This window comes from Pseudonocardia bannensis (assembly GCF_012911875.1).
In the GTDB taxonomy this organism is placed as follows: Bacteria; Actinomycetota; Actinomycetes; order Mycobacteriales; family Pseudonocardiaceae; genus Pseudonocardia; species Pseudonocardia bannensis.
In genome coordinates this window covers 1-17,748 of the sequence record NZ_JAAXKZ010000124.1, presented here as the reverse complement: position 1 = coordinate 17,748, position 17,748 = coordinate 1, and the positions used below count along the sequence as shown (strand labels likewise).

Below are 17,748 nucleotides of genomic sequence, written 5' to 3'. Positions count from 1 at the left end.
CGGCGCCTCCGACACCGAGATCGCCGACACCTGGCGCGACGCCATGTGGGCCAAGCTGCCCGGCCACGGCATCAACGACCCCGGCTTCCTGCAGCCGGACCGGCCGATGAGCGCCATCGGCGGCTGACCAAGGACTGCAGCCGCCGAACTGGGTGCCGATGGGATCGATGGGGTTGGCCCAGGCGGCGCAGGCCGGGTGAAGCGCGGCTCGGCCTCGTTCTCGTTCTCGCCTGTATCCCCGACCCCTGCGCCTGCGTGAACCCCTGCCGTTCGGTGCCGCCGATCGGTGGTCGGAGCGGGCCCGGAGTCGGAGGATGGCGTGATGGCACAGGACACGCTGGGCGTGGTCCTCGAGGTAGCCCGGATTGCGGCGGCGCGCGGGTCGGTTGCGCAGCGGGCGCAGGCGCTACTGGAACCGTTGCACCGGCTGGTCCCGTTCGAAGGCCACTGGCTGGCGCTGCTGGATCCGGACGTGCAGACGTTCGCCCCGCTGGCCATCGCGGGGCACGACGACCGGAGCCGCCGACGGCTGGAGGAACACGAGATCGTTGCCGAGGTAGAGCTGCTGGGCCTGGATGGGCGCCGGCCGGCGGTCTGCGTCCGGGATTTCCCGGTCCCGGCCCAGGAGGTGGTGACGTGGGCGGACTACATGTGGCCGGCCGGGTACCGGGAGTCTCTGGGCGTGGGGTTGTTCACCCCGGACGGCCGGCATCTGGGGATACTCGGGCTGCACACCGACACGCCCGCGCATCCCACCGACGCGGCGCGGGACCTGATCGGCCTGCTCTCGCCGACCATCGCGGCCGCGCTGGACCCGACCCGCACGCCGGCGGCGGCGGCCCGGGCGGTACGGGGCGCCCACGGCGGCGGGGTCCTCACCCGGGCCGGCCGGGTGCTGCCGTTGACCGGGCTGCCCGGCCACCGGTTGCTGGGCCCGGGCGCGGCGCTGCTGGCGGTGGCCGCCCGGCAGGTCGCGGACGGGACTCAGTACGCGGCGTTCCTGTGTCCCGACCCCAGTGGGAAGGTCAGCGGGGAAGGGTTGGTGCGGCGGGTCACCGTGCTGGGTTGTGCGGACGAGCCGCCGCATTTCCCGTGCGCGGTGATCGTGGTGTCCGAGGCCGGGCCGCGGCGGGGGCTGACCGGGATCGAGCTGGAGGTGCTCGGGATGCTGCTGGCCGAATGGCCCGACGCCCGCATCGCCGCCGCGCTGGGCACCTCCCGCTACCAGCTCGCCGCCCACATCGCCCAGGCCGCGGCCCGGCTCGGCACCGCCAACCGCGGGGTGGCGATGGTCCGCGCGTTCAACCAGGGCCTCTACATCCCGCCCGGCCTGTACATCTCACCCGGCCTGCGGGCCCGGGCCTGACCGGGGGCTGACGTGGCCGCACCAGAGCTCGGGTCGAGCGCCGCGGCGATCGCCGCCGAGGTCGCCGGGATCGCCGCCGCCCCGGCCAGCACCGCGCAGCGGGCCGAGGCCCTGCTGGAACCGCTGCACCGGCTGCTGCCGTTCCAGGCCGGTCACCTGGCCTTGCTCGACCCCGAGCAGCACGAACACCACGAGCTGGTGATCCGTGGCTACGACGAGAGGACGCGCCGCTGTCTCACGAGTCCGGCAAATCTGGAGGACCTGGAGCGCGTGGGCCTCACCAAGCCGGGGCTACCCCTGCGGGTGCGGGACCTTCCGGTCCCGCCCGCCGAGCTCCGGCTCTGGGCCGAACACCTCACTCCGGCCGGGTTCTGCGAGGGCCTGGCAATCGGCCTCCACGCCCCGGGCGGTACCTACCTGGGGGTGCTGGCCCTGCACACCGACACCCCGGCGTATGCCACCGCCACGGCACGGGCGCTCGCCGGGCGGCTGGCCCCGCTGATCGCCCACGCGGTCGACCCGATGCGCCAGGTCACCGCCCTCGCCGGCACCGTCCAGGACGCGGTGGCCGGCGCGGTGCTCACCCGCTCCGGGCAGGTGCTGCCCCTCGGCGACCTGCCCGACCACCGGCTGCTGCGGGCCCGCTCGGCCGTGGCCGTCACCGCGGCCCGCCACCTCGACGACGACACCGACCGCGCCCGGTTCCTGTGCCCGGACACCGGCCCCCGCCTGCTGCGGGTCACCGCGTTGCGCTGCCCACCCCGACCCCCGTATCACCTGTGGGCGATCGTGCTGCTCTCCCCGCCGGGCGACCTGCACCGGCTGACCCCGTTCGACCTGACTCTCCTCGGGCTGCTCCTCGACGGCTGGCCGGACTGGCGCATCGCCGCCTGGCTGCATCTGGCCGAGGCCACCGTGACCGGCCGCATCCCCCACATCACCGCCATGCTCGGCACCCCCGACCGGACACTGGCCCTGAGCCGGGCCGCCCGGCTCGGCCTCTACATCCCACGCATGCTGATCAAGCGACGGCGCTGAGGTCTCCACGGGGGCGGCGCCGCGCGCTACGTGCGGGTCCAGGTCCCGAGGGTCTTGTCGTCGTGGCGCTTCGCCCGCGGCAGGTGAACACCGTCGGGTCCTGGTCAGCTTCCCAGCGATGAAACTCGTCGAGCCGGCGCTGCGGCTGGGCATCGGTGTGCTCGCACCGGCCTTCGCATCGGTGAGGCGTCCGCGGTCACGTGGGCGCGCTGGATCTCGACGCGGCGGCGGTCGAGGCCCCGGGCACGATCGTCCGCGTCAGGCCCGTTGGGCCGACGATCAGGAGAAGGACGAAGAGCAAGAGCGGTTCCCGGATGCTGGGACTACCCAGGTGGGCCGTCGAGATACTGCACGCCCGCCGGCAGCGTGTCCCCGCCAACGAGTGGGGCGTCGTGTTCACCGCGCCTATGAGTGGGCGACCCGTCCACCACGCGGGTCACCTGCGCGTCGTGTTCGCGGCCGCCGGATACGGCTGGGGGGGTGACCTCGCACGTCTACCGCAAGGCCGTCACGACACTGATGGACGCAGCCGGGCTCAGCGCGTGCCAGGCCACCGGCCGGCTCGGCCACGCAACGGTGTCGATGACGAGGACGACGACTTCGGCCGGACGGTCGCCCGGCCGGGCGCGGCGCAGGTGCTGGAGCGGCTCGCCGGGACACCGACTGGTGAACGCGAGCCTGGGTAGCCGAGGGCGTGATCTTGGCGATAGACCCGATCAGGCCTCAGAGCTCGGGAGAAGCTCCTCCGACTGGACTCGGACCAGTAACCCTGCGAATCAAGATCAATAGTTGTCGGCACCTTGTGGTTGGTCGTCCGAATTGCCGATGACCTGGGCGAATATTTCAGCCGGCCCTCCGGTTGGCTCGCTGCTGTGGCGATCGATTGCGGCAGCTAGAGGAAGGTAAGCGCTGTCGGTGATCTTGCCGCCGATCTGGGGAGCTAGGCTCCCTGCGCACAGGGTGCCGGCGAGTAGCGTCAGCCTGTATGGCCGATCAGAGTCTCAGCCAGCAGGCCCGCGAGGCCGTCCTCAGAGCGATCATCAAGTCAGCTCCGACCGTGGGCAACAGCCCGGCAGGAATCCGCGAACTCGCCGAGGCGTACGCCCTTCTGGAGCGAAACCTGCTCCCCGTTGCCGGCATTGTGAAGAACAAGACCTGAGCGGAGTCCGTGCGAGATACCGGCACCGGCGGAAACAAGATCCGCTTCGTTCGACGACTTCGCTCGTCTGCCGTTGTCACTCGTACGCTGTGGGAACCGGGGCACGGGTGATGCCGTCCCGGGGCGTCCGCTGTGGACTTCCGTCGTTGATTTCTGGGGGTGAAGCGGGGACTGCTGCCGCTCCCCAAGGCTACGAGTGCCATCCTGGGGAGGCCACGCGCCGTTACGCGGAAGGCTCACTGGCCGATGCGTCCGTCGATCCGCTCGCGCAACAGGTCGACGTGACCCATGTGGCGGGCGTACTCCTCGATCATTCCGACCAGCACCTCGCGCAGCGACATCTGCCCTCCACCGCTGCCATGTTGGTTCAAGGGATCGTCGCCGGTGATGTCGAGACTGGGCGCCTCGGCCACGAAACGCGTGGCGAAGTCCACCTCCGCACGCCATGCGTCCCACGCCTCCGCAACCACTTGGGGGTCGGGAACAGAGCCATCGAAATCCCCGTCACGGTCGGTGTCGGAGCAGAACAGCCGGGGCACGTCCTGTCCCGCCATCATCTTCCGGAACGTCCCACGCTCCACCTCGGCCAGGTGTCGCACCAACCCCAGTAGCGACATCGTCGACGGCTCGACGGAACGCCGCGCCATAGCCTCCGCATCAAGACCTGAGCACTTCATCTCCAACGTGAGGCGTTGACAGCGCAGGGACTCGACCAGAGTGGTGCGCTCGTCGCCCAATATCGGTCCGTTCTCACGTGGGTCGTCGTCGGACGGCTTGCCGTCCGCGGTGAACATGTCGGCTCGTCGGGTCGTAGCCATGACCGCAATCATTGGCGATACGCATGGCGACCGACAAGGGATTAACGACACCTGCACTCGCGATCAACGGATTCGGGCGCACCCTACTCACGATCACTCAAGGTGACCACCACCTTGCCGCCATGTGCCGTCTTACCTACCGAGGCGAAGTCGACCACCTCCACCCCAGGAAGGATGAATGGAATTCTCTTCCCGATGCGCTTCCTTATGCGCGTTACTCGATCGTCCGGACCTGCGGATTCTCCGACTGGTTGCAGTCCTTCGTGCCAACCGGTCGGCGATCAAGTAGGTAGCCCGGGCGGTCCGAGTATCTCGATGCCGTGCTCGGCGGCCATGGCAGCCAGCCGCGCTGGGTCGGCTGGGGCAGTGCCGTCGGGCGGCAGCGTCAGCTCCCTCGCCGGTACCGATGCCTCCTCCAAGAACTGCTCGAAGCCCGCTGGCTGGGTCATCACCAGGAAGCGCGCTTCATCGGAGGTGATCGCGAAGGTATGTGGCACCTCGGGCGGGCCGTAGACGAGTGAACCCTGCGGAGCCCGGAGCAGTTCACCACCCGCCCACACGGTCAGTTCGCCCTCGATCACGTAGAAGAACTCGGCCTCGCGATGGTGGACATGCAGCGGCGACGCTGGACCACGCGGTCCTCGTTGCTCGACGACGGCGAGCCGGCCGCCGGTCGTGGCTCCGGTGCTCTTGATCCGAATGAAACTGTTGAGGAACCAGCGCGCCTCACCCTCATCGGGGAGCAGTGCGAACGGGGTGCCGGCGGTGTCGACGGCCATGTGCCTCTCCGATGCGTTCCGGGAACAACTCCGAACGGTCGATCCTCAGAGGTCGAGGCTGGGCAGGACAATCTGCCATCCGGGGCAACTGAGCGGCCGACTACGACTGGGTGACCTCGCACGTCTACCGCAAGACCGTCGCGACGCTGGTGGACGCGGCCGGGCTCACGGCCCGCCAGGCCGCCGACCAACTCGGCCACACAAAGATGTCGATGCCACAGGACAACTACTTCGGCCGGAAGATCGTCCGGGCGGGCGCGGCGCAGATGCTGGAGCGATTCGCCGAGACGCCGACCGGTGAACGCAAATCTGGGGGTAAACCGGGAGCGTGATCTTGGCGAGGGGCCCGATCAGGCCGCTGAGCTGGGGGGAAGCTCCTCCGACTGGACTCGAACCAGTAACCCTGCGATTAACAGTCGCATGCTCTGCCAATTGAGCTACGGAGGACCGTCTGGCTGCGGGCGGGGGTTCCGCTCGCTGGCCTGTAAACCATAGCGCACCCCTCGGAGCGGGTTTCGCAGCCCCCCTGGATCACCGACCACCTCCCCGGCGTCCGCCCTCGGGACCTCGTTGGGGCAGGATGAGCCGATCACGGACGACCGGGAGGCGACATGCTGAAGTTCCTGTTGGGTGCGGCCGCCGGCTACGTGTTGGGCGCCCGGGCCGGCCACGAGCGCTACGAGCAGCTCGTCCGGACCTACCACCGGGTCGCCGACCACCCAGCCGTCCAGGGCGCCGCGGGCATCGTCCGGGCGCGCGTCGAGGAGGTCGTGAGCGGCGGCCGGCACACGCACGAGCCGACGAGCAACGGGCGCGCACGCTGACCGCTCACCGGGGCGCCGCTCCCGGGGCCGGTGGCCGGCGGTGCCACCGGAACGGCCGCTGAGCTCGGTTCCGCGGAACCGAGCTCAGGCCTTCCGGGCCACCGCGAAGATCCGCCGGAACGGGAACCAGGTCGCACCGTCGGCGCCCGCCGGGTAGGCCGCACGCAGCCGCGGTGCCAGTTCGGCGCGGAACGCCGCCCAGTCCGCGTCGTCGAGGGCATCACGAACGGGCCGCAGCGCGGTCGAGGTGATCCACGCCAGCACCGGATCGGCGCCGGTCAGGCGTTGCACGTACGTGGTCTCCCAGACGTCGACGCTCGCTCCGGCGCCCGCCAGCAGGTCGGCGTACGCGACCGGTGTGGGGACCGGACGCTCGTCGCCGTCGGGTACCGAGCCCTGCCACCGTGGCTCGGCGAGCAGTTCACGAACCAGCGCGTGCGAGGGCGCGTCGAAGTTGCCGGGCACCTGCATCGCGAACCACGCCCCGTCGGGTAGCGCGGCGATCCAGCGCGGCAGGAGCTCGGGGTGGCCGGGCACCCAGTGCAGAACGGCATTGGTGACGACCACGTCGGTGTCGGGCCCGGGCATCCAGTCCACGACGTCACACAGCACCGCCTCCACACCCCGGCCGCGGGCCGCGGCGACCATCTCCGGGGACGAATCGAGCGCCTCGACGGCCGCCTCCGGCCAGCGCGCGGCGAGCACCCCGGTCAGGTGCCCGGGCCCGCACCCCAGATCGACGACACGACGTGGCGCGGTCGCCCCGACCCGGGCGAGCAGGTCGTGGAAGGGACGGGCGCGGTGGTCGTCGAACTGGAGGTACCGCGACGGGTCCCAGGTCGTGCCGCTCACCGGGGGAGCTTGCGTGCCACGTCGGCGGCCACCTGGCGCACCACGGCCTCGTCGGTGCCCGGGTCGGCCCGCACCTGCAGCACGATCCCGTCGCGGCCCGGCACCTTGCGTTGCAGGAACCAGGCGCCGCCGCCCGGGAGGTCACGGTGGTGCCGCGAGCGGATCGAGCCGGTGACCCGCTCGTGCACGACCTGCGGCACCCGGCCCGGATCGGCGAGCCGCAGCCGGCGGGCAGGCCGGTCGGTGAGCAGCATCGCGCCGCCGGCGTCGCCCGACTCCTCGGCCTCGACCAGCACGATCGCGCCGTCCTTCCAGGTCGCCTTGCTGATCAGATGCCAGCCGACCCGCCGCGGCTGCGCGCCGGGCAGCCAGACACCCCACGACGTGACCACCAGGTGCCCACCGCCGGCCACCTCTGCGACCGCCAGCACGCGCTCGTCGGCCTCGAGCCGGGCCTCGAACCCGGCCGGCAGCTCGTCACGGCCGGTCAGCCGCGCGAGCGCCGAGGTCAGCCAGCTCACGAGCCCCCCTCGCCGGAGCTCGCCCGCCGGGCCCGCGGCACCGCCGTGTTCGACGGTGACCTCACGAGACCGCTCCCATCGCCTTGTCCCGCAACGCGATCCGGTACTGCTCCAGCGGGACGAGGTCGCCGAACAGCTGGTGGTAGGCGTCGGCCTCCTCCATCGGGTTCGTGCGCTGCAGCCGCGCCTTGAGCTCGGCGACCTGCGCCTCGACGAGTGCCAACCGGACGCCGGCGACGACACTGGCCACGTACCGCGCCTCGTCGGTGTTCTTGCGCGGCAGCTCGAGCGGCTCGACGGCCAGCTCGCTGACCAGTCCGCGCACGTCCGGCGTGCACTGCGAGACGACGGCCTCCAGCCAGGCCTGACCCTCCAACCCGCTGCACGCCCCGCCGGCGGCCTGCACCGCACGGTGCACCCCGGCGAACGACGGGTGCGTGAACGCCTGCTCGGGCAGCTCGTCGTAGGCCGGCCCGGCGATCGCGGGGACCTGCAGTGCCGCCTTGATCGCCTCCCGCTGCAGGTGCAGCCGGGGGTCGTCACGGGCCGGCAGGGCGGGCGCCTCACGGCGGCTCGATCCGCCGCGGACCCGCTCGACCGGAACCCCGGCGCTCTCGCGCACCCGCCGCACGACCATCGCGATGTCGTCCCAGCTGGTCCAGCCCGCGAGCCGGCGCGCGTACTCGTCGCGCAGCTCCTCGCGGCGGATCCGGGCCACCAGCGGCACCGTGCGTTGCAGCGCCGCGACCCGGCCCTCGGCGGTGTCGAGGTCGTGCTCGCGCAGCATCGAACGGATCGCGAACTCGAACAGCGGCTCCCGCCGGGCGACGAGGTCGCGCACGGCGGTGTCGCCGGAGCTCTGCCGCAGCTCGCACGGGTCCTGCCCGTCGGGCGCGATGGAGACGAAGGTCTGCGCGGCGAAGGACTGGTCACCCTCGAACGCCTTGAGCGCCGCCGCCTGGCCGGCCGCGTCGCCGTCGAAGGTGTAGATGACCTCGCCGAGGTCGAACGAGTCGTCGCCGATGAGCCGGCGGATCACGCTGACGTGCTCGGCACCGAAGGCCGTGCCACAGGACGCGACGGCGGTGGGCACGCCCGCGAGGTGCATGGCCATCACGTCGGTGTAGCCCTCGACGACGACCACCTGGCGGCGCTTGGCGATCTCCCGCTTGGCCAGGTCGATCCCGAACAGGACGTGGGTCTTGCGGTAGACCGGGGTATCGCTCGTGTTGAGGTACTTGGCCTCGATCTGGTCGTCGTCGAAGAGGCGGCGGGCGCCGAAGCCGACGACGTCGCCGCCGAGGTCGCGGATCGGCCACAGCAACCGGCGGTGGAAGCGGTCGATCGGGCCCCGGCGCCCCTCCTTCGACAGGCCGGCCTTCATCAGCTCGTCGAGGGAGAACCCGGCGGCGAGGAGGTGCTTGGTGAGCGAGTCCCAGCCGGCCGGGGCGAATCCGCAGCCGAACTGTTGCGCCGCGGCTGAATCGAAGCCGCGGCTGGTGAGGAACTGGATCGCGGGGGCGGCCTCGGGGGTGCGCAGTTGCGCGGCGTAGAACTCGGCAGCCTTCTTGTTCGCCTCGAGCAGCCGTGACCGTGTGCCGCGGTCACGCTGGACGGAGCTGCCGCCACCGGTGTAGGTGAGCCGGAACCCGATCCGGTCGGCGAGCCGTTCGACGGCCTCGACGAAACCGACGACCTCGATCTTCATCACGAAGTCGATGACGCTGCCGCCCTCGCCACAGCCGAAGCAGTGGAACGTGCCGTGCGTCGGCCGGACGTTGAACGACGGGGTCTTCTCGTCGTGGAACGGGCACAGGCCCTTCAGCGCGCCGGCCCCGGCCCGGCGCAGCGCCACGTACTCGCCGATGACCTCGTCGATGCGGGTGCGGTCACGGACCTCGGCGATGTCGCTGTCCCTGATCCGCCCGGCCACGGGACGGAGTCTAGGCGCGCAGACCCGACCTGCCCGCCGCGGCGGGTAGGTCGGGTCGATGATCGGACAGCGGGGGCGGCGACCGGCGCCGGCCGACGATCAGTACGTCGCCGGGGTCGACGTCTCCTCGGTGCTCGACGGACGTCGCTGGGCCGGGACGAGCCCGGCCGCCGGCGAAGCCGCGGGCGAGGAGACGGACGACGCGTCCCGGGACCGGCGCTGGTGCGGCAGGAACGGCGCCGTCGCCATGATCAGGAGCAGCAGGATCCCGGCGCTGCCACCGAGGATGAACATCAGATCAGAGAACGCCGCCATAGGAGATGACTCTGCTCAACCCGCCTGTGTATTACATCGGCCGGAGGTATGGATCTGCGCCGAGGCATCGGTCATCCGGCCGAGGGGCCGTCCTCCGCCGACACCGCTGACACCGTGGAGCCGTGGCGAGGTCGTACGGTCGGCAGGTGGCAGACGTGTGGACGTCGAGCGAGACGTCGAGGGGGACGTCGACCGGTCCGGCGGCGGCCACCGTGCTGTCGGTCACCGGAGGCCGGATCGTCGCGATCTACCAGGTACTCAACCCGGACAAGCTCGGTGGGTTGTGACCAACGCGGCCGGGCCGGCCGCGTGTCGCTCACTCGCCCGGGTGCCCGGACCGGCGATGATCCGGCGGTGCGTGCAGTCGGCGGTGCCCGGGTCCTTCAATCGCTTCTGGCGGCCTTGGTCGTCCTCGTCCTCGGCTCGGGATGCGCGGCCTTTCCCGACGGGTTCCCCCTCGACGTCCCGGACGCCGGGGCGGCCGCGCCGACGGCTACCGGCGACGCCGCGGCGGCCCTCGCCACGCTGGCGGTGAAGGGGCGCGCCCCGAAGACGGGCTACTCCCGGGAACAGTTCGGCCAGCGCTGGGCCGACGTCGACCGCGACGGCTGCGACCAGCGCAACCAGGTGTTGGCCCGGGACATGACCAACGAGACGTTCCGGCCCGGCAGCCGCGACTGCATCGTCCTCACCGGGACCCTCGACGACCCCTACACCGGCAACGTCATCGCGTTCACCCGTGGCCAGGACACCAGCAACGAGGTGCAGATCGACCACGTCGTCGCGCTGTCGAACGCCTGGCAGACCGGCGCCCAGCAGCTCGACGAGCCCACCCGGGAGCGGCTGGGCAACGACCCGCTGAACCTGCTGGCCGTCGACGGCCCGACCAACGGCCGCAAGGGCGACGGTGACGCCGCGACCTGGCTGCCCCCACAGCGGGGTTACTGGTGCACCTACGTCGCCCGGCAGGTCGCGGTGAAGGCCAAGTACCGGTTGTGGGTGACCGCCGCGGAGCGGGACGCGATCGCCGGCATCCTGGAGCGCTGCCCGGGCGAGCCGCTGCCGGCCGACACCCCCGTCGCTCCGGCGCAGGCCGCCTGAGTACGGCGCGGGCCGGGTCCGCGGGTCAGGTCAGCGGACCCGGCAGGCGGCGTCGAATCCCTGGTCGGTGATGCCCAGCGCGTGGGTGAACCGGGCCGCATGTTCTCCAGCGCGATCGCGTTCGTCAGCTCGACCGGCCCGGCACGGCCCAGCTCGGCCTCCAGTTCTGCGACCTGGTCCTCGGTCACGGTCGTCGGCAGGGCGGTCATCGCGTCGGCGTAGGCCAGCGCGAGCCGCTCGACCGGCTCGTGGGACGGGAGAACAGCGTCATCCGCTCACGGGCGGCGCAGCCGAGCGGCCCAGGCGACGGCCTGCTGGTCGGTAAGCATCGCGATCTGGTCGATCACCACCCGCAGCCGGGCCGCGTCGTCCCCGGCCTCGGCCCAGTCCTCCGCGCGCACCGGGTCCAGGGTGGCCGGGGCGCCTGCGTGCAGGGCGGCGGCCAGCTCGGCGAGCAGCTCGCGCTGCCGGGCCTGCATCGCGAGCCGGTCCGGGTCGCTCATCACGTACCGCAGCGCGACCGCCTTGAGCAGCGCCACCTCCGCCGCCGCCTGCGGGGGGACGACGAGGTCGGCCGCATATCGCCGCAACGGTCCATCGCCGTGCGCGTCCAGAGTCGCGTCGGTCGCCGCCCGGATGAACCGCCCGACGAGTTCACTGGTCAACCGCTTGAGTGCCACGTGCGCCTGACCCGGCGCGGACGGCGCGTGGAACCCCCGCACAGCGTCGACCACCGGCAGCGCGAGCAGTGCGGCCGCGGCCTCGTCCAGGGCCCCCGGATCGGCGGCGAAGTGTTCGACGGCGAGCGCGGCCAGCGCCACCCGCTCCCCGGGGGAACCGAGCGCGGCCAGATCGATGCGGCCGGCCAGGATCCCGTCCTCGACGTCGTGCACCGAGTAGGCGACGTCGTCGGACCAGTCCATGACCTGCGCCTCGAGGCTCCGGCGGCCCTCCGGGGCGCCCTCGCGCATCCAGTCGAACACCGCCCGGTCGGCGTCATACACGCCGAACTTGCGGGTGTCCCCGCGGCGGCCCCACGGGTACTTGCAGGACGCATCGAGGGTCGCCCGGGTCAGGTTCAACCCGCCCGCGCTCGCGCCGTGCCCGACCTTGGGCTCGAGCCGGGTGAGGATCCGCAGCGTCTGGGCGTTGCCCTCGAACCCGCCGCAGGCCGCGCCGATCTCGTCGAGCGCCCGCTCCCCGTTGTGCCCGAAGGGCGGGTGACCGATGTCGTGCGCGAGCCCCGCGGTGTCGACGAGGTCGGGATCGCAGCCCAGCTCCTCGGCGATGCCACGACCGATCTGCGCGACCTCCAGCGAGTGCGTCAGCCGGGTCCGCGGGATGCCCGAGACCTCCGCGCCCTCCCCCGGCCCGACCACCTGGGTCTTGCCGGCGAGCCGGCGCAGTGCCGCCGAGTGCAGCACGCGGGCCCGGTCCCGGGAGAACGGGCTGCGCCGCTCGGCCCGCCCCCGCACGCCCTGCTCCGAGGCCTTCGGAGGCTCCGGCAGCATCCGGGCCCGGTCGTGCTCGGAGTAGCCCGTGGCGGTCCCCGACCCGGCCGTACCCGTCGAGACGGTCATGGCGTCAACCCAGTCCGGTGGTATCGGTCTCCGGCGAGGAGCCGATCAACCGGTAGTACAGCAGTGCGCCGGTCTCGCGGAAGATGTAGCGGGCCTGGGTCTCCCGGGTCTGCACGACCGGGCCCCGGCGGGTCGGCGACGTCCAGGCCTCGAGCCCGCTGTCCTCGGCCATGGTGCGGGCCCGCAGCGAGTGCCACGGGTCGCTGACGATCAGCGTGGTGCTCCAGCCGTCCCGCTCGGCGCGGGCGGCGACGGCCTGCATGCTGCCGAGCGTGTCGGAGCCCTCCCCCACCGCGACGACGGCGCTCGACGGCACCCCGCGCTCGATGAGGTAGCGGCGCCCCGCCTCCGCCTCGGTGTACTCGTCACCGGCCCGGCTGCCGCCCACCGTGACGATCCTGGGGGCCAGTCCGCGCTCGTAGAGCGAGACGGCGTGCCGCAACCGGGCGGCGAACACCGGGCTGGGATCGCCGTCGTACTGCGCGGCACCGAGCACGAGGACGGCGTCGACGGCACGGTCGCCGTTCACCCGCGCGGTCTGCCAGACCCGGAACGCGGTGCCGCCGACGATGAGCGTCACGACCAGCAGGGCGCCGACCAGCAGTCGTGCCCCCCAGCGCACCCGGGGACGTCCCGGTCCGCCGGCACCGGGAACGCCGAGATCGATGGAGTCGGTCGGATCGCCGCGGTCGTACAGCGGGACGGTCGGGGCCATGTCGTCGACCGCGGCACGTCGGTGCGACGAGCGTGCGTGTCGGGAACCGGTCGGGGGCGCGCTCACCCCCCGATCCGGCCCTCGGCCTCGGCCAATGCGGACGCGCTGCGGCCGGACCGGGCCGCGATGATCTGGGCGACGATCGACACAGCCGTCTCGGCCGGGGTCCGCGCGCCGAGGTCGAGCCCGACCGGGCCGTGGATCGAACCGATCTCGTCGGGGGTCAGGCCGGCACCCAGCAGCCGCTCACGGCGGGCCGCCTGGGTGCGCCGGGAGCCCAGCGCGCCGATGAAGCCGCGGCCGCGGCGGACGCCGTCGATCAACATCGCGTCGAAGGACGGGGCGTGGTCGAGCAGCACGACCACGTCGGCGTCGGAGAAGTCGGCGACGGCGGCGCGCGCCTCGTCGAGATCGGTGACCCGGCGACCGCCCCAACCCAGCAGCGCGGCCTGCGCGAGCAGCGCGTCACCGATCGCCCCGGAGCCGACCACCAGCACCGACGGCACCGGCACCCACAGGTCGAGCAGCAGGTCGGCACCGGCGGCGGTGATCCGCTCGGTCACGGTGGCGCCGCGGCGCAGCGACTGCCGGGCGGCGTCGGCCGCCGCGGCGTCGACGCCCGGGTCGCCGAGCGAGCCGTGCACCCGCTCCAGCTCGAGCCCGGCGAGCACGAGGACCGCAGCACCGTCGACGGGGGACAGCAGCGCGGCCGGGACACCCCGTTCGAGGGCCTCACCCAGCGCCGCGGCCTCGGCGGCCGGGAGCGGGTGCCCCAGCAGCGTCGCCCCGCCGGAACAGGCCAGCCCGGCGGCGATCGCCGGGGCCTCGGTGACGTGGGCGTTGCGGGTCTGCGGGCCGGTCGAGGCGGCGGCCGCGAGCGGGACGGCGGTGGCGTCCAGGGCGCCGAGGTAGAGCAGCCCGGCGGTGGACCCCGCCGCGGTGCCTGCGAGCAGCTGGCCCGACTCGACCGTGCCGAACCCGTGCCGGTCGAGCACCCGGACGACTCCGATCGGCACCCCGGCCGTGCCGGTACCGGCGCTGTCACCGGCCCAGCGCCGCAACGCGGCACCGAGCTCGCGCCGGGGATCCGGCGACGGGACGGACGGCGGCTCAGTCGCGGTGGTCACATCGGCCAGCGTAGCGATGGGGTGGGCGAGCGGAGGGGACGGTCGCCGGGCGCGTCCGCCGCCCGGATTCCGGCACGTCATGATCGTGGGGCCGCTGGTCGCCGGGCGGCCCGGCGGTCGGTTCGGGCGGACCACGCACCGCATGTCCGGGCCGCCCTCACCGCAACCGGGGCCAGCTGGCAGTACTGTGACAGAAGTCCGATTCCGTGGGGGACTTCCCACGGTCTTCGTGACGTCGTACCGGGTGACCGCATCTCTGCGGGCCCACATGCCGGCCCCTCGAACAGACAGGACCATGGACCCGTCCCGAAGTACCGGCAGCGTCGCCACGCGACGCTGCATTCCCCCGCTTGATCCCACCGCCACTCCGGCGGTCCCCCGATGACCACCGTCTTGAGCATCCTGCTCGGCGTCGTCGTGGTCATCGCCATCACCGCCCTGACCGGCTACTTCGTGGCCCAGGAATTCGGCTACATGGCCGTCGACCGGTCACGGCTCAAGGCCCGCGCCGCCGCCGGTGACGCCGGCGCCACGCGCGCCCTGGGCATCACCCGGCGCACCTCGTTCATGCTCTCCGGGGCCCAGTTGGGCATCACCGTCACCGGTCTGCTCGTCGGTTACGTCGCCGAGCCGCTGATCGGCAACGGCATCGGCGAGCTGCTCGGCGGCGTCGGCGTCCCGACCCCGGTCGGGGTGGCCGTCGGCACCGTGCTGGCGCTGCTGTTCGCCACCGTCGTGCAGATGGTCTTCGGCGAGCTGTTCCCCAAGAACCTCGCGATCGCCCGGCCGGAACCGGTGGCCCGCGCGCTGGCCCTGTCCACCGCGATCTACCTCAAGCTGTTCGGGTGGCTGATCCGGCTGTTCGACCAGGCCTCGATGCTGCTGCTCAAGGCGCTGCGCATCGAGCCGGTGCACGACGTCGAGCACGCCGCGACCCCGCGAGACCTCGAGGCGATCATCGACGAGTCCCGCGACAGCGGCGACCTGCCCGCGGACCTGTCCACCCTGCTCGACCGCGTGCTGGACTTCACCGACCGCACCGCGCGGACGGCGATGATCCCCCGCCCGCACGTGGCGTCGGTGTCGGCCGACGAGACGGTGGCCCACCTCGTCGAGGTCATGGCGTCCGGGCACTCCCGGCTGCCGGTGCTCGGCAACGGCGCCGACGACGTCGTCGGCGTGATCTGCCTGCGCGACGTGCTCGCGCTGGAGGGCCGCGACCTCGGCGCCATCGCGGTGGCCGAGGTGATGCGCGAGGCCGTGCTGGTCCCGGCGTCGCTGCCACTACCCGCGGTGCTGAGCCGGCTGCGCGAGGCCGACGACGAGTTCGCCTGCGTGGTCGACGAGTACGGCGGCCTGGCCGGCGTGATCACGATGGAGGACATCGCCGAGGAGCTCGTCGGGGAGATCACCGACGAGCACGACCCCGAGGGCGAGGACGAGGCCACGATCGGCGACGGCACCTGGACCGTCCCCGGCACGCTGCACATCGACGAGGTGGAACGGCTGCTCGACCACGACCTGCCCGAAGGCGAGTACCAGACCATCGCCGGCCTGGTGATCTCTGAGCTGCAGCGGCTGCCCGAACCGGGCGACACGGTGACCGTCGCACTGCCCCGGCCGGCCGGGACCGACGACGACGAGCCCGACCGCAGGTTGTCGGTGACGGTGTGCACCGTCGACCGGCGGGTGCCCGACACCGTGCGACTCGCATGGGCGGACGAACCCGCGGCCGACGCCGCGGACACGACCGGTGCGGAGGTGCACGCATGAGCGGCGTGACCATCGCCGTCTCGATCGGCCTGATCGCGCTGAGCGCGTTCTTCGTCGCGATCGAGTTCGCCCTCGTCGCGGCGCGCCGCTACCGCCTGGAGGAGGCCGCGGAGCGCAGTGCCTCGGCCCGCGCGGCGCTTCGCAGTGCCCGGGAGCTGTCGCTGCTGCTGGCCGGCTCGCAGCTCGGCATCACGCTGTGCACCCTGGGGCTGGGCGCGGTGGCCAAGCCCGCCGTCGACAAGGCCCTGGAGCCGGTCCTGGTGGGCTGGGGGCTGCCCGCGGCGACCGCAGGCGCCCTGGCCTTCGTGCTGTCGTTGATCGTGGTGACGTTCCTGCACCTGGTCGTGGGCGAGATGGCGCCGAAGTCCTGGGCGATCTCGCACCCGGAGCGCTCGGCCACGCTGCTGGCGCTGCCGATGCGGGCGTTCATGTGGCTCACCCGGCCGCTGCTCGTCGGGCTGAACGGGATCGCGAACCGCTGCCTGCGCGCGGTGGGCGTCGAACCGGTCGACGAGGTCGGGGCCGGGCGCAACCCCGATGACCTGCGCGAGCTGGTGAACCACTCGGCGAAGGCCGGCGCCCTCGACGCGGAACGCCGCGACCAGCTCGTCACCGCGATGGAGCTGGACAGCGCCCCGCTGCGGGAGCTGGTCCGGACCGAGCTGGCCGACGTCTCGGCCGGCGACGGCGTGCAGCGGATCCGCGAGGTGTCCCGGCAGAGCGGGCACCTGCGGCTGGTGGTGCGGGACGGCGACCTCGCGGTCGGCGTGGTGCACGTCCGCGACACGCTGACCCGTGCACCGGAGACCACCGCCGCCGATCTGATGCGACCGGTCCTCACCCTCCCCGCCGACGAGGGCGCCTACGATGCGCTGAGCATCATGCGCGAGCAGCGCAGCCACCTCGCGCTCGTGGAGTCCGACGGCCGGCTGCTGGGGCTGGTCACGATGCAGGATCTGCTGGACCGGCTGCTGCCGGCCGAACCGGAACCGGCCAGGGCCTGATCCGGGCCGGGCGGCGCGTCGGCTTTCACTCATCGGAAGAGACGTTGCCGCCCGGGTCCCCGGCTCGGTGGACTGCGCCGGGCCGCACCCCAGCGGGCCGCGCACCGTCCCCGGAGGTCATCGATGACATCCCCGCCCACGCTCGTCCTCGTCCACGGCGCCTGGCACGGACCATGGGCCTGGGACCGGCTCGTCGACGAGCTCGCCGGGGTGGAGGTCCGCAGGGTCGCGCTGCCGTCGGTGGGACCGGACCCGGCCGCGCTCGGCGATCTCTACGCCGACGCCGTGGCCGTCCGGTCCGTGGTCGCCGGGATCGACGGCCCCGTGGTGGTCTGTGCGCACTCCTACGGCGGCGCTCCCGTGACCGAGGGCGTGGCCGACCTGCCGAACGTCGCGGGGCTGGTCTACGTGTGCGCGTTCCAGCTCGACGTGGGCGACTCGCTGGCCGCCGCGGTCGGCGGTGCCCCGCCGGACTGGTGGGACGTGCACGAGGCCGAGGGCTACGTCGACACGCTGCGCCCCCGGGAGATCTTCTACGCCGACGTCGACGAGGCGGCCGCCGAGGCCTCGATCGCGCAGCTGGGCCACCAGTCACTCGTCGCGCTCGGCCAGCCGCTGACGAAGGCGGCGTGGCGCGGCATCCCGAGCACCTACGTGGTGTGCGAGCAGGACAACGCGATCCCGGTGATCGCCCAGGAGGCGATGGCGCAGCACTCGAAGCGGGTGCTGCGGCTGCCCACCTCGCACTCCCCGTTCCTGTCCCGCCCGGCCGAGCTGGCGCAGATCCTCCGCGCCGAACTGTCCGCCGCCACGCCCTGACCGACCCTCCCCTCCCCCGTATGT

19 protein-coding genes, 1 tRNA gene and 1 pseudogene are annotated in these 17,748 nt (G+C 72.7%); 10 read left to right on the top strand and 11 right to left on the bottom strand.

All coding sequences use genetic code 11. The annotated features are described in order from the left end of the window. The first annotated feature begins 322 nt into the window (after positions 1-322). The 3 genes from HF519_RS24485 to HF519_RS24475 all read left to right on the top strand — a co-directional run bounded on the left by HF519_RS24485 (position 323) and on the right by HF519_RS24475 (position 3,563). On the top strand, positions 323-1,366 hold the full coding sequence (locus HF519_RS24485; protein WP_169415349.1) for a hypothetical protein: 1,044 nt from the start codon (positions 323-325) through the stop codon (positions 1,364-1,366). 12 nt (positions 1,367-1,378) lie between these two features. Further along, the gene (locus HF519_RS24480; protein WP_169415348.1) at positions 1,379-2,404 is read left to right on the top strand and encodes a helix-turn-helix transcriptional regulator; all 1,026 of its coding nucleotides are present in this window, start codon (positions 1,379-1,381) and stop codon (positions 2,402-2,404) included. A gap of 985 nt (positions 2,405-3,389) precedes the next feature. Then, positions 3,390-3,563 carry a hypothetical protein gene (locus tag HF519_RS24475; RefSeq protein WP_169415347.1) on the top strand — a complete coding sequence of 58 codons (174 nt, stop codon included), beginning with the start codon at positions 3,390-3,392 and terminating at the stop codon, positions 3,561-3,563. Between the two features lie 236 nt (positions 3,564-3,799). On the opposite strand, the gene HF519_RS24470 is transcribed toward HF519_RS24475, so the two are convergent. Both HF519_RS24470 and HF519_RS24465 read right to left on the bottom strand, forming a co-directional pair. Continuing rightward, positions 3,800-4,357 (bottom strand): DinB family protein, encoded by a 558-nt coding sequence (locus tag HF519_RS24470; RefSeq protein ID WP_211170520.1) that lies wholly within the window; start codon positions 4,355-4,357, stop codon positions 3,800-3,802. 305 nt (positions 4,358-4,662) lie between these two features. Then, entirely contained in the window at positions 4,663-5,160 is a 498-nt protein-coding gene (locus HF519_RS24465; RefSeq protein WP_169415345.1) for a quercetin 2,3-dioxygenase, read from the bottom strand. Between the two features lie 110 nt (positions 5,161-5,270). Between HF519_RS24465 and HF519_RS30615 the strand changes: the two genes are divergently transcribed. Next, positions 5,271-5,492, top strand: coding sequence for a hypothetical protein (locus HF519_RS30615; protein ID WP_211170519.1), 222 nt, complete (start codon positions 5,271-5,273; stop codon positions 5,490-5,492). Between the two features lie 42 nt (positions 5,493-5,534). On the opposite strand, the gene HF519_RS24455 is transcribed toward HF519_RS30615, so the two are convergent. Then, a tRNA-Asn gene (locus HF519_RS24455) sits at positions 5,535-5,607 on the bottom strand. A gap of 164 nt (positions 5,608-5,771) precedes the next feature. Between HF519_RS24455 and HF519_RS24450 the strand changes: the two genes are divergently transcribed. Continuing rightward, positions 5,772-5,984, top strand: coding sequence for a hypothetical protein (locus tag HF519_RS24450; protein WP_169415344.1), 213 nt, complete (start codon positions 5,772-5,774; stop codon positions 5,982-5,984). An 84-nt stretch (positions 5,985-6,068) separates the two neighbouring features. On the opposite strand, the gene HF519_RS24445 is transcribed toward HF519_RS24450, so the two are convergent. From HF519_RS24445 to HF519_RS24430, 4 genes are all read right to left on the bottom strand, one after another. Beyond that, positions 6,069-6,836 (bottom strand): trans-aconitate 2-methyltransferase, encoded by a 768-nt coding sequence (locus tag HF519_RS24445; RefSeq protein WP_169415343.1) that lies wholly within the window; start codon positions 6,834-6,836, stop codon positions 6,069-6,071. Beyond that, positions 6,833-7,357: a hypothetical protein gene (locus HF519_RS31770; RefSeq protein WP_312860323.1), complete on the bottom strand. Its 525-nt coding sequence runs from the start codon at positions 7,355-7,357 to the stop codon at positions 6,833-6,835. Before HF519_RS31770 ends, HF519_RS24445 begins: the two co-directional genes overlap by 4 nt. Positions 7,358-7,418: 61 nt before the next feature. Further along, positions 7,419-9,290: a DNA primase gene (gene dnaG / locus HF519_RS24435; RefSeq protein WP_169415342.1), complete on the bottom strand. Its 1,872-nt coding sequence runs from the start codon at positions 9,288-9,290 to the stop codon at positions 7,419-7,421. A 99-nt stretch (positions 9,291-9,389) separates the two neighbouring features. Next, the gene (locus HF519_RS24430) at positions 9,390-9,605 is read right to left on the bottom strand and encodes a hypothetical protein (RefSeq protein WP_169415341.1); all 216 of its coding nucleotides are present in this window, start codon (positions 9,603-9,605) and stop codon (positions 9,390-9,392) included. A gap of 146 nt (positions 9,606-9,751) precedes the next feature. Here HF519_RS24430 and HF519_RS31765 point away from each other — a divergent pair, with 146 nt between their 5' ends. Both HF519_RS31765 and HF519_RS24425 read left to right on the top strand, forming a co-directional pair. After that, positions 9,752-9,892 (top strand): hypothetical protein, encoded by a 141-nt coding sequence (locus HF519_RS31765; RefSeq protein ID WP_246245084.1) that lies wholly within the window; start codon positions 9,752-9,754, stop codon positions 9,890-9,892. Positions 9,893-9,959: 67 nt separating this feature from the next. Further along, positions 9,960-10,706, top strand: a complete 747-nt coding sequence (locus HF519_RS24425; protein ID WP_312860322.1) for an HNH endonuclease family protein — start codon at positions 9,960-9,962, stop codon at positions 10,704-10,706. Positions 10,707-10,736: 30 nt separating this feature from the next. Here the strand turns inward: HF519_RS24425 and HF519_RS31760 are convergent. The 4 genes and pseudogenes from HF519_RS31760 to HF519_RS24410 all read right to left on the bottom strand — a co-directional run. Then, positions 10,737-10,948: pseudogene (locus tag HF519_RS31760) on the bottom strand (carboxymuconolactone decarboxylase family protein); the annotation flags it as partial. Between the two features lie 33 nt (positions 10,949-10,981). Beyond that, the gene (locus HF519_RS24420) at positions 10,982-12,286 is read right to left on the bottom strand and encodes a deoxyguanosinetriphosphate triphosphohydrolase (protein WP_169415339.1); all 1,305 of its coding nucleotides are present in this window, start codon (positions 12,284-12,286) and stop codon (positions 10,982-10,984) included. Between the two features lie 4 nt (positions 12,287-12,290). Beyond that, positions 12,291-13,001 carry a YdcF family protein gene (locus HF519_RS24415; protein WP_169415338.1) on the bottom strand — a complete coding sequence of 237 codons (711 nt, stop codon included), beginning with the start codon at positions 12,999-13,001 and terminating at the stop codon, positions 12,291-12,293. A 62-nt stretch (positions 13,002-13,063) separates the two neighbouring features. Continuing rightward, positions 13,064-14,128, bottom strand: a complete 1,065-nt coding sequence (locus HF519_RS24410) for an XdhC family protein (RefSeq protein ID WP_312860321.1) — start codon at positions 14,126-14,128, stop codon at positions 13,064-13,066. Positions 14,129-14,509: 381 nt separating this feature from the next. On the opposite strand from HF519_RS24410, the gene HF519_RS24405 reads away from it, so the two are divergent. The 3 genes from HF519_RS24405 to HF519_RS24395 all read left to right on the top strand — a co-directional run bounded on the left by HF519_RS24405 (position 14,510) and on the right by HF519_RS24395 (position 17,724). After that, positions 14,510-15,901, top strand: coding sequence for a hemolysin family protein (locus HF519_RS24405; RefSeq protein WP_169415337.1), 1,392 nt, complete (start codon positions 14,510-14,512; stop codon positions 15,899-15,901). Beyond that, positions 15,898-16,905, top strand: coding sequence for a hemolysin family protein (locus HF519_RS24400; protein WP_169415336.1), 1,008 nt, complete (start codon positions 15,898-15,900; stop codon positions 16,903-16,905). Before HF519_RS24405 ends, HF519_RS24400 begins: the two co-directional genes overlap by 4 nt. 123 nt (positions 16,906-17,028) lie before the next feature. After that, positions 17,029-17,724: an alpha/beta hydrolase gene (locus HF519_RS24395; RefSeq protein WP_169415335.1), complete on the top strand. Its 696-nt coding sequence runs from the start codon at positions 17,029-17,031 to the stop codon at positions 17,722-17,724. The last annotated feature ends 24 nt before the right edge of the window (positions 17,725-17,748 follow it).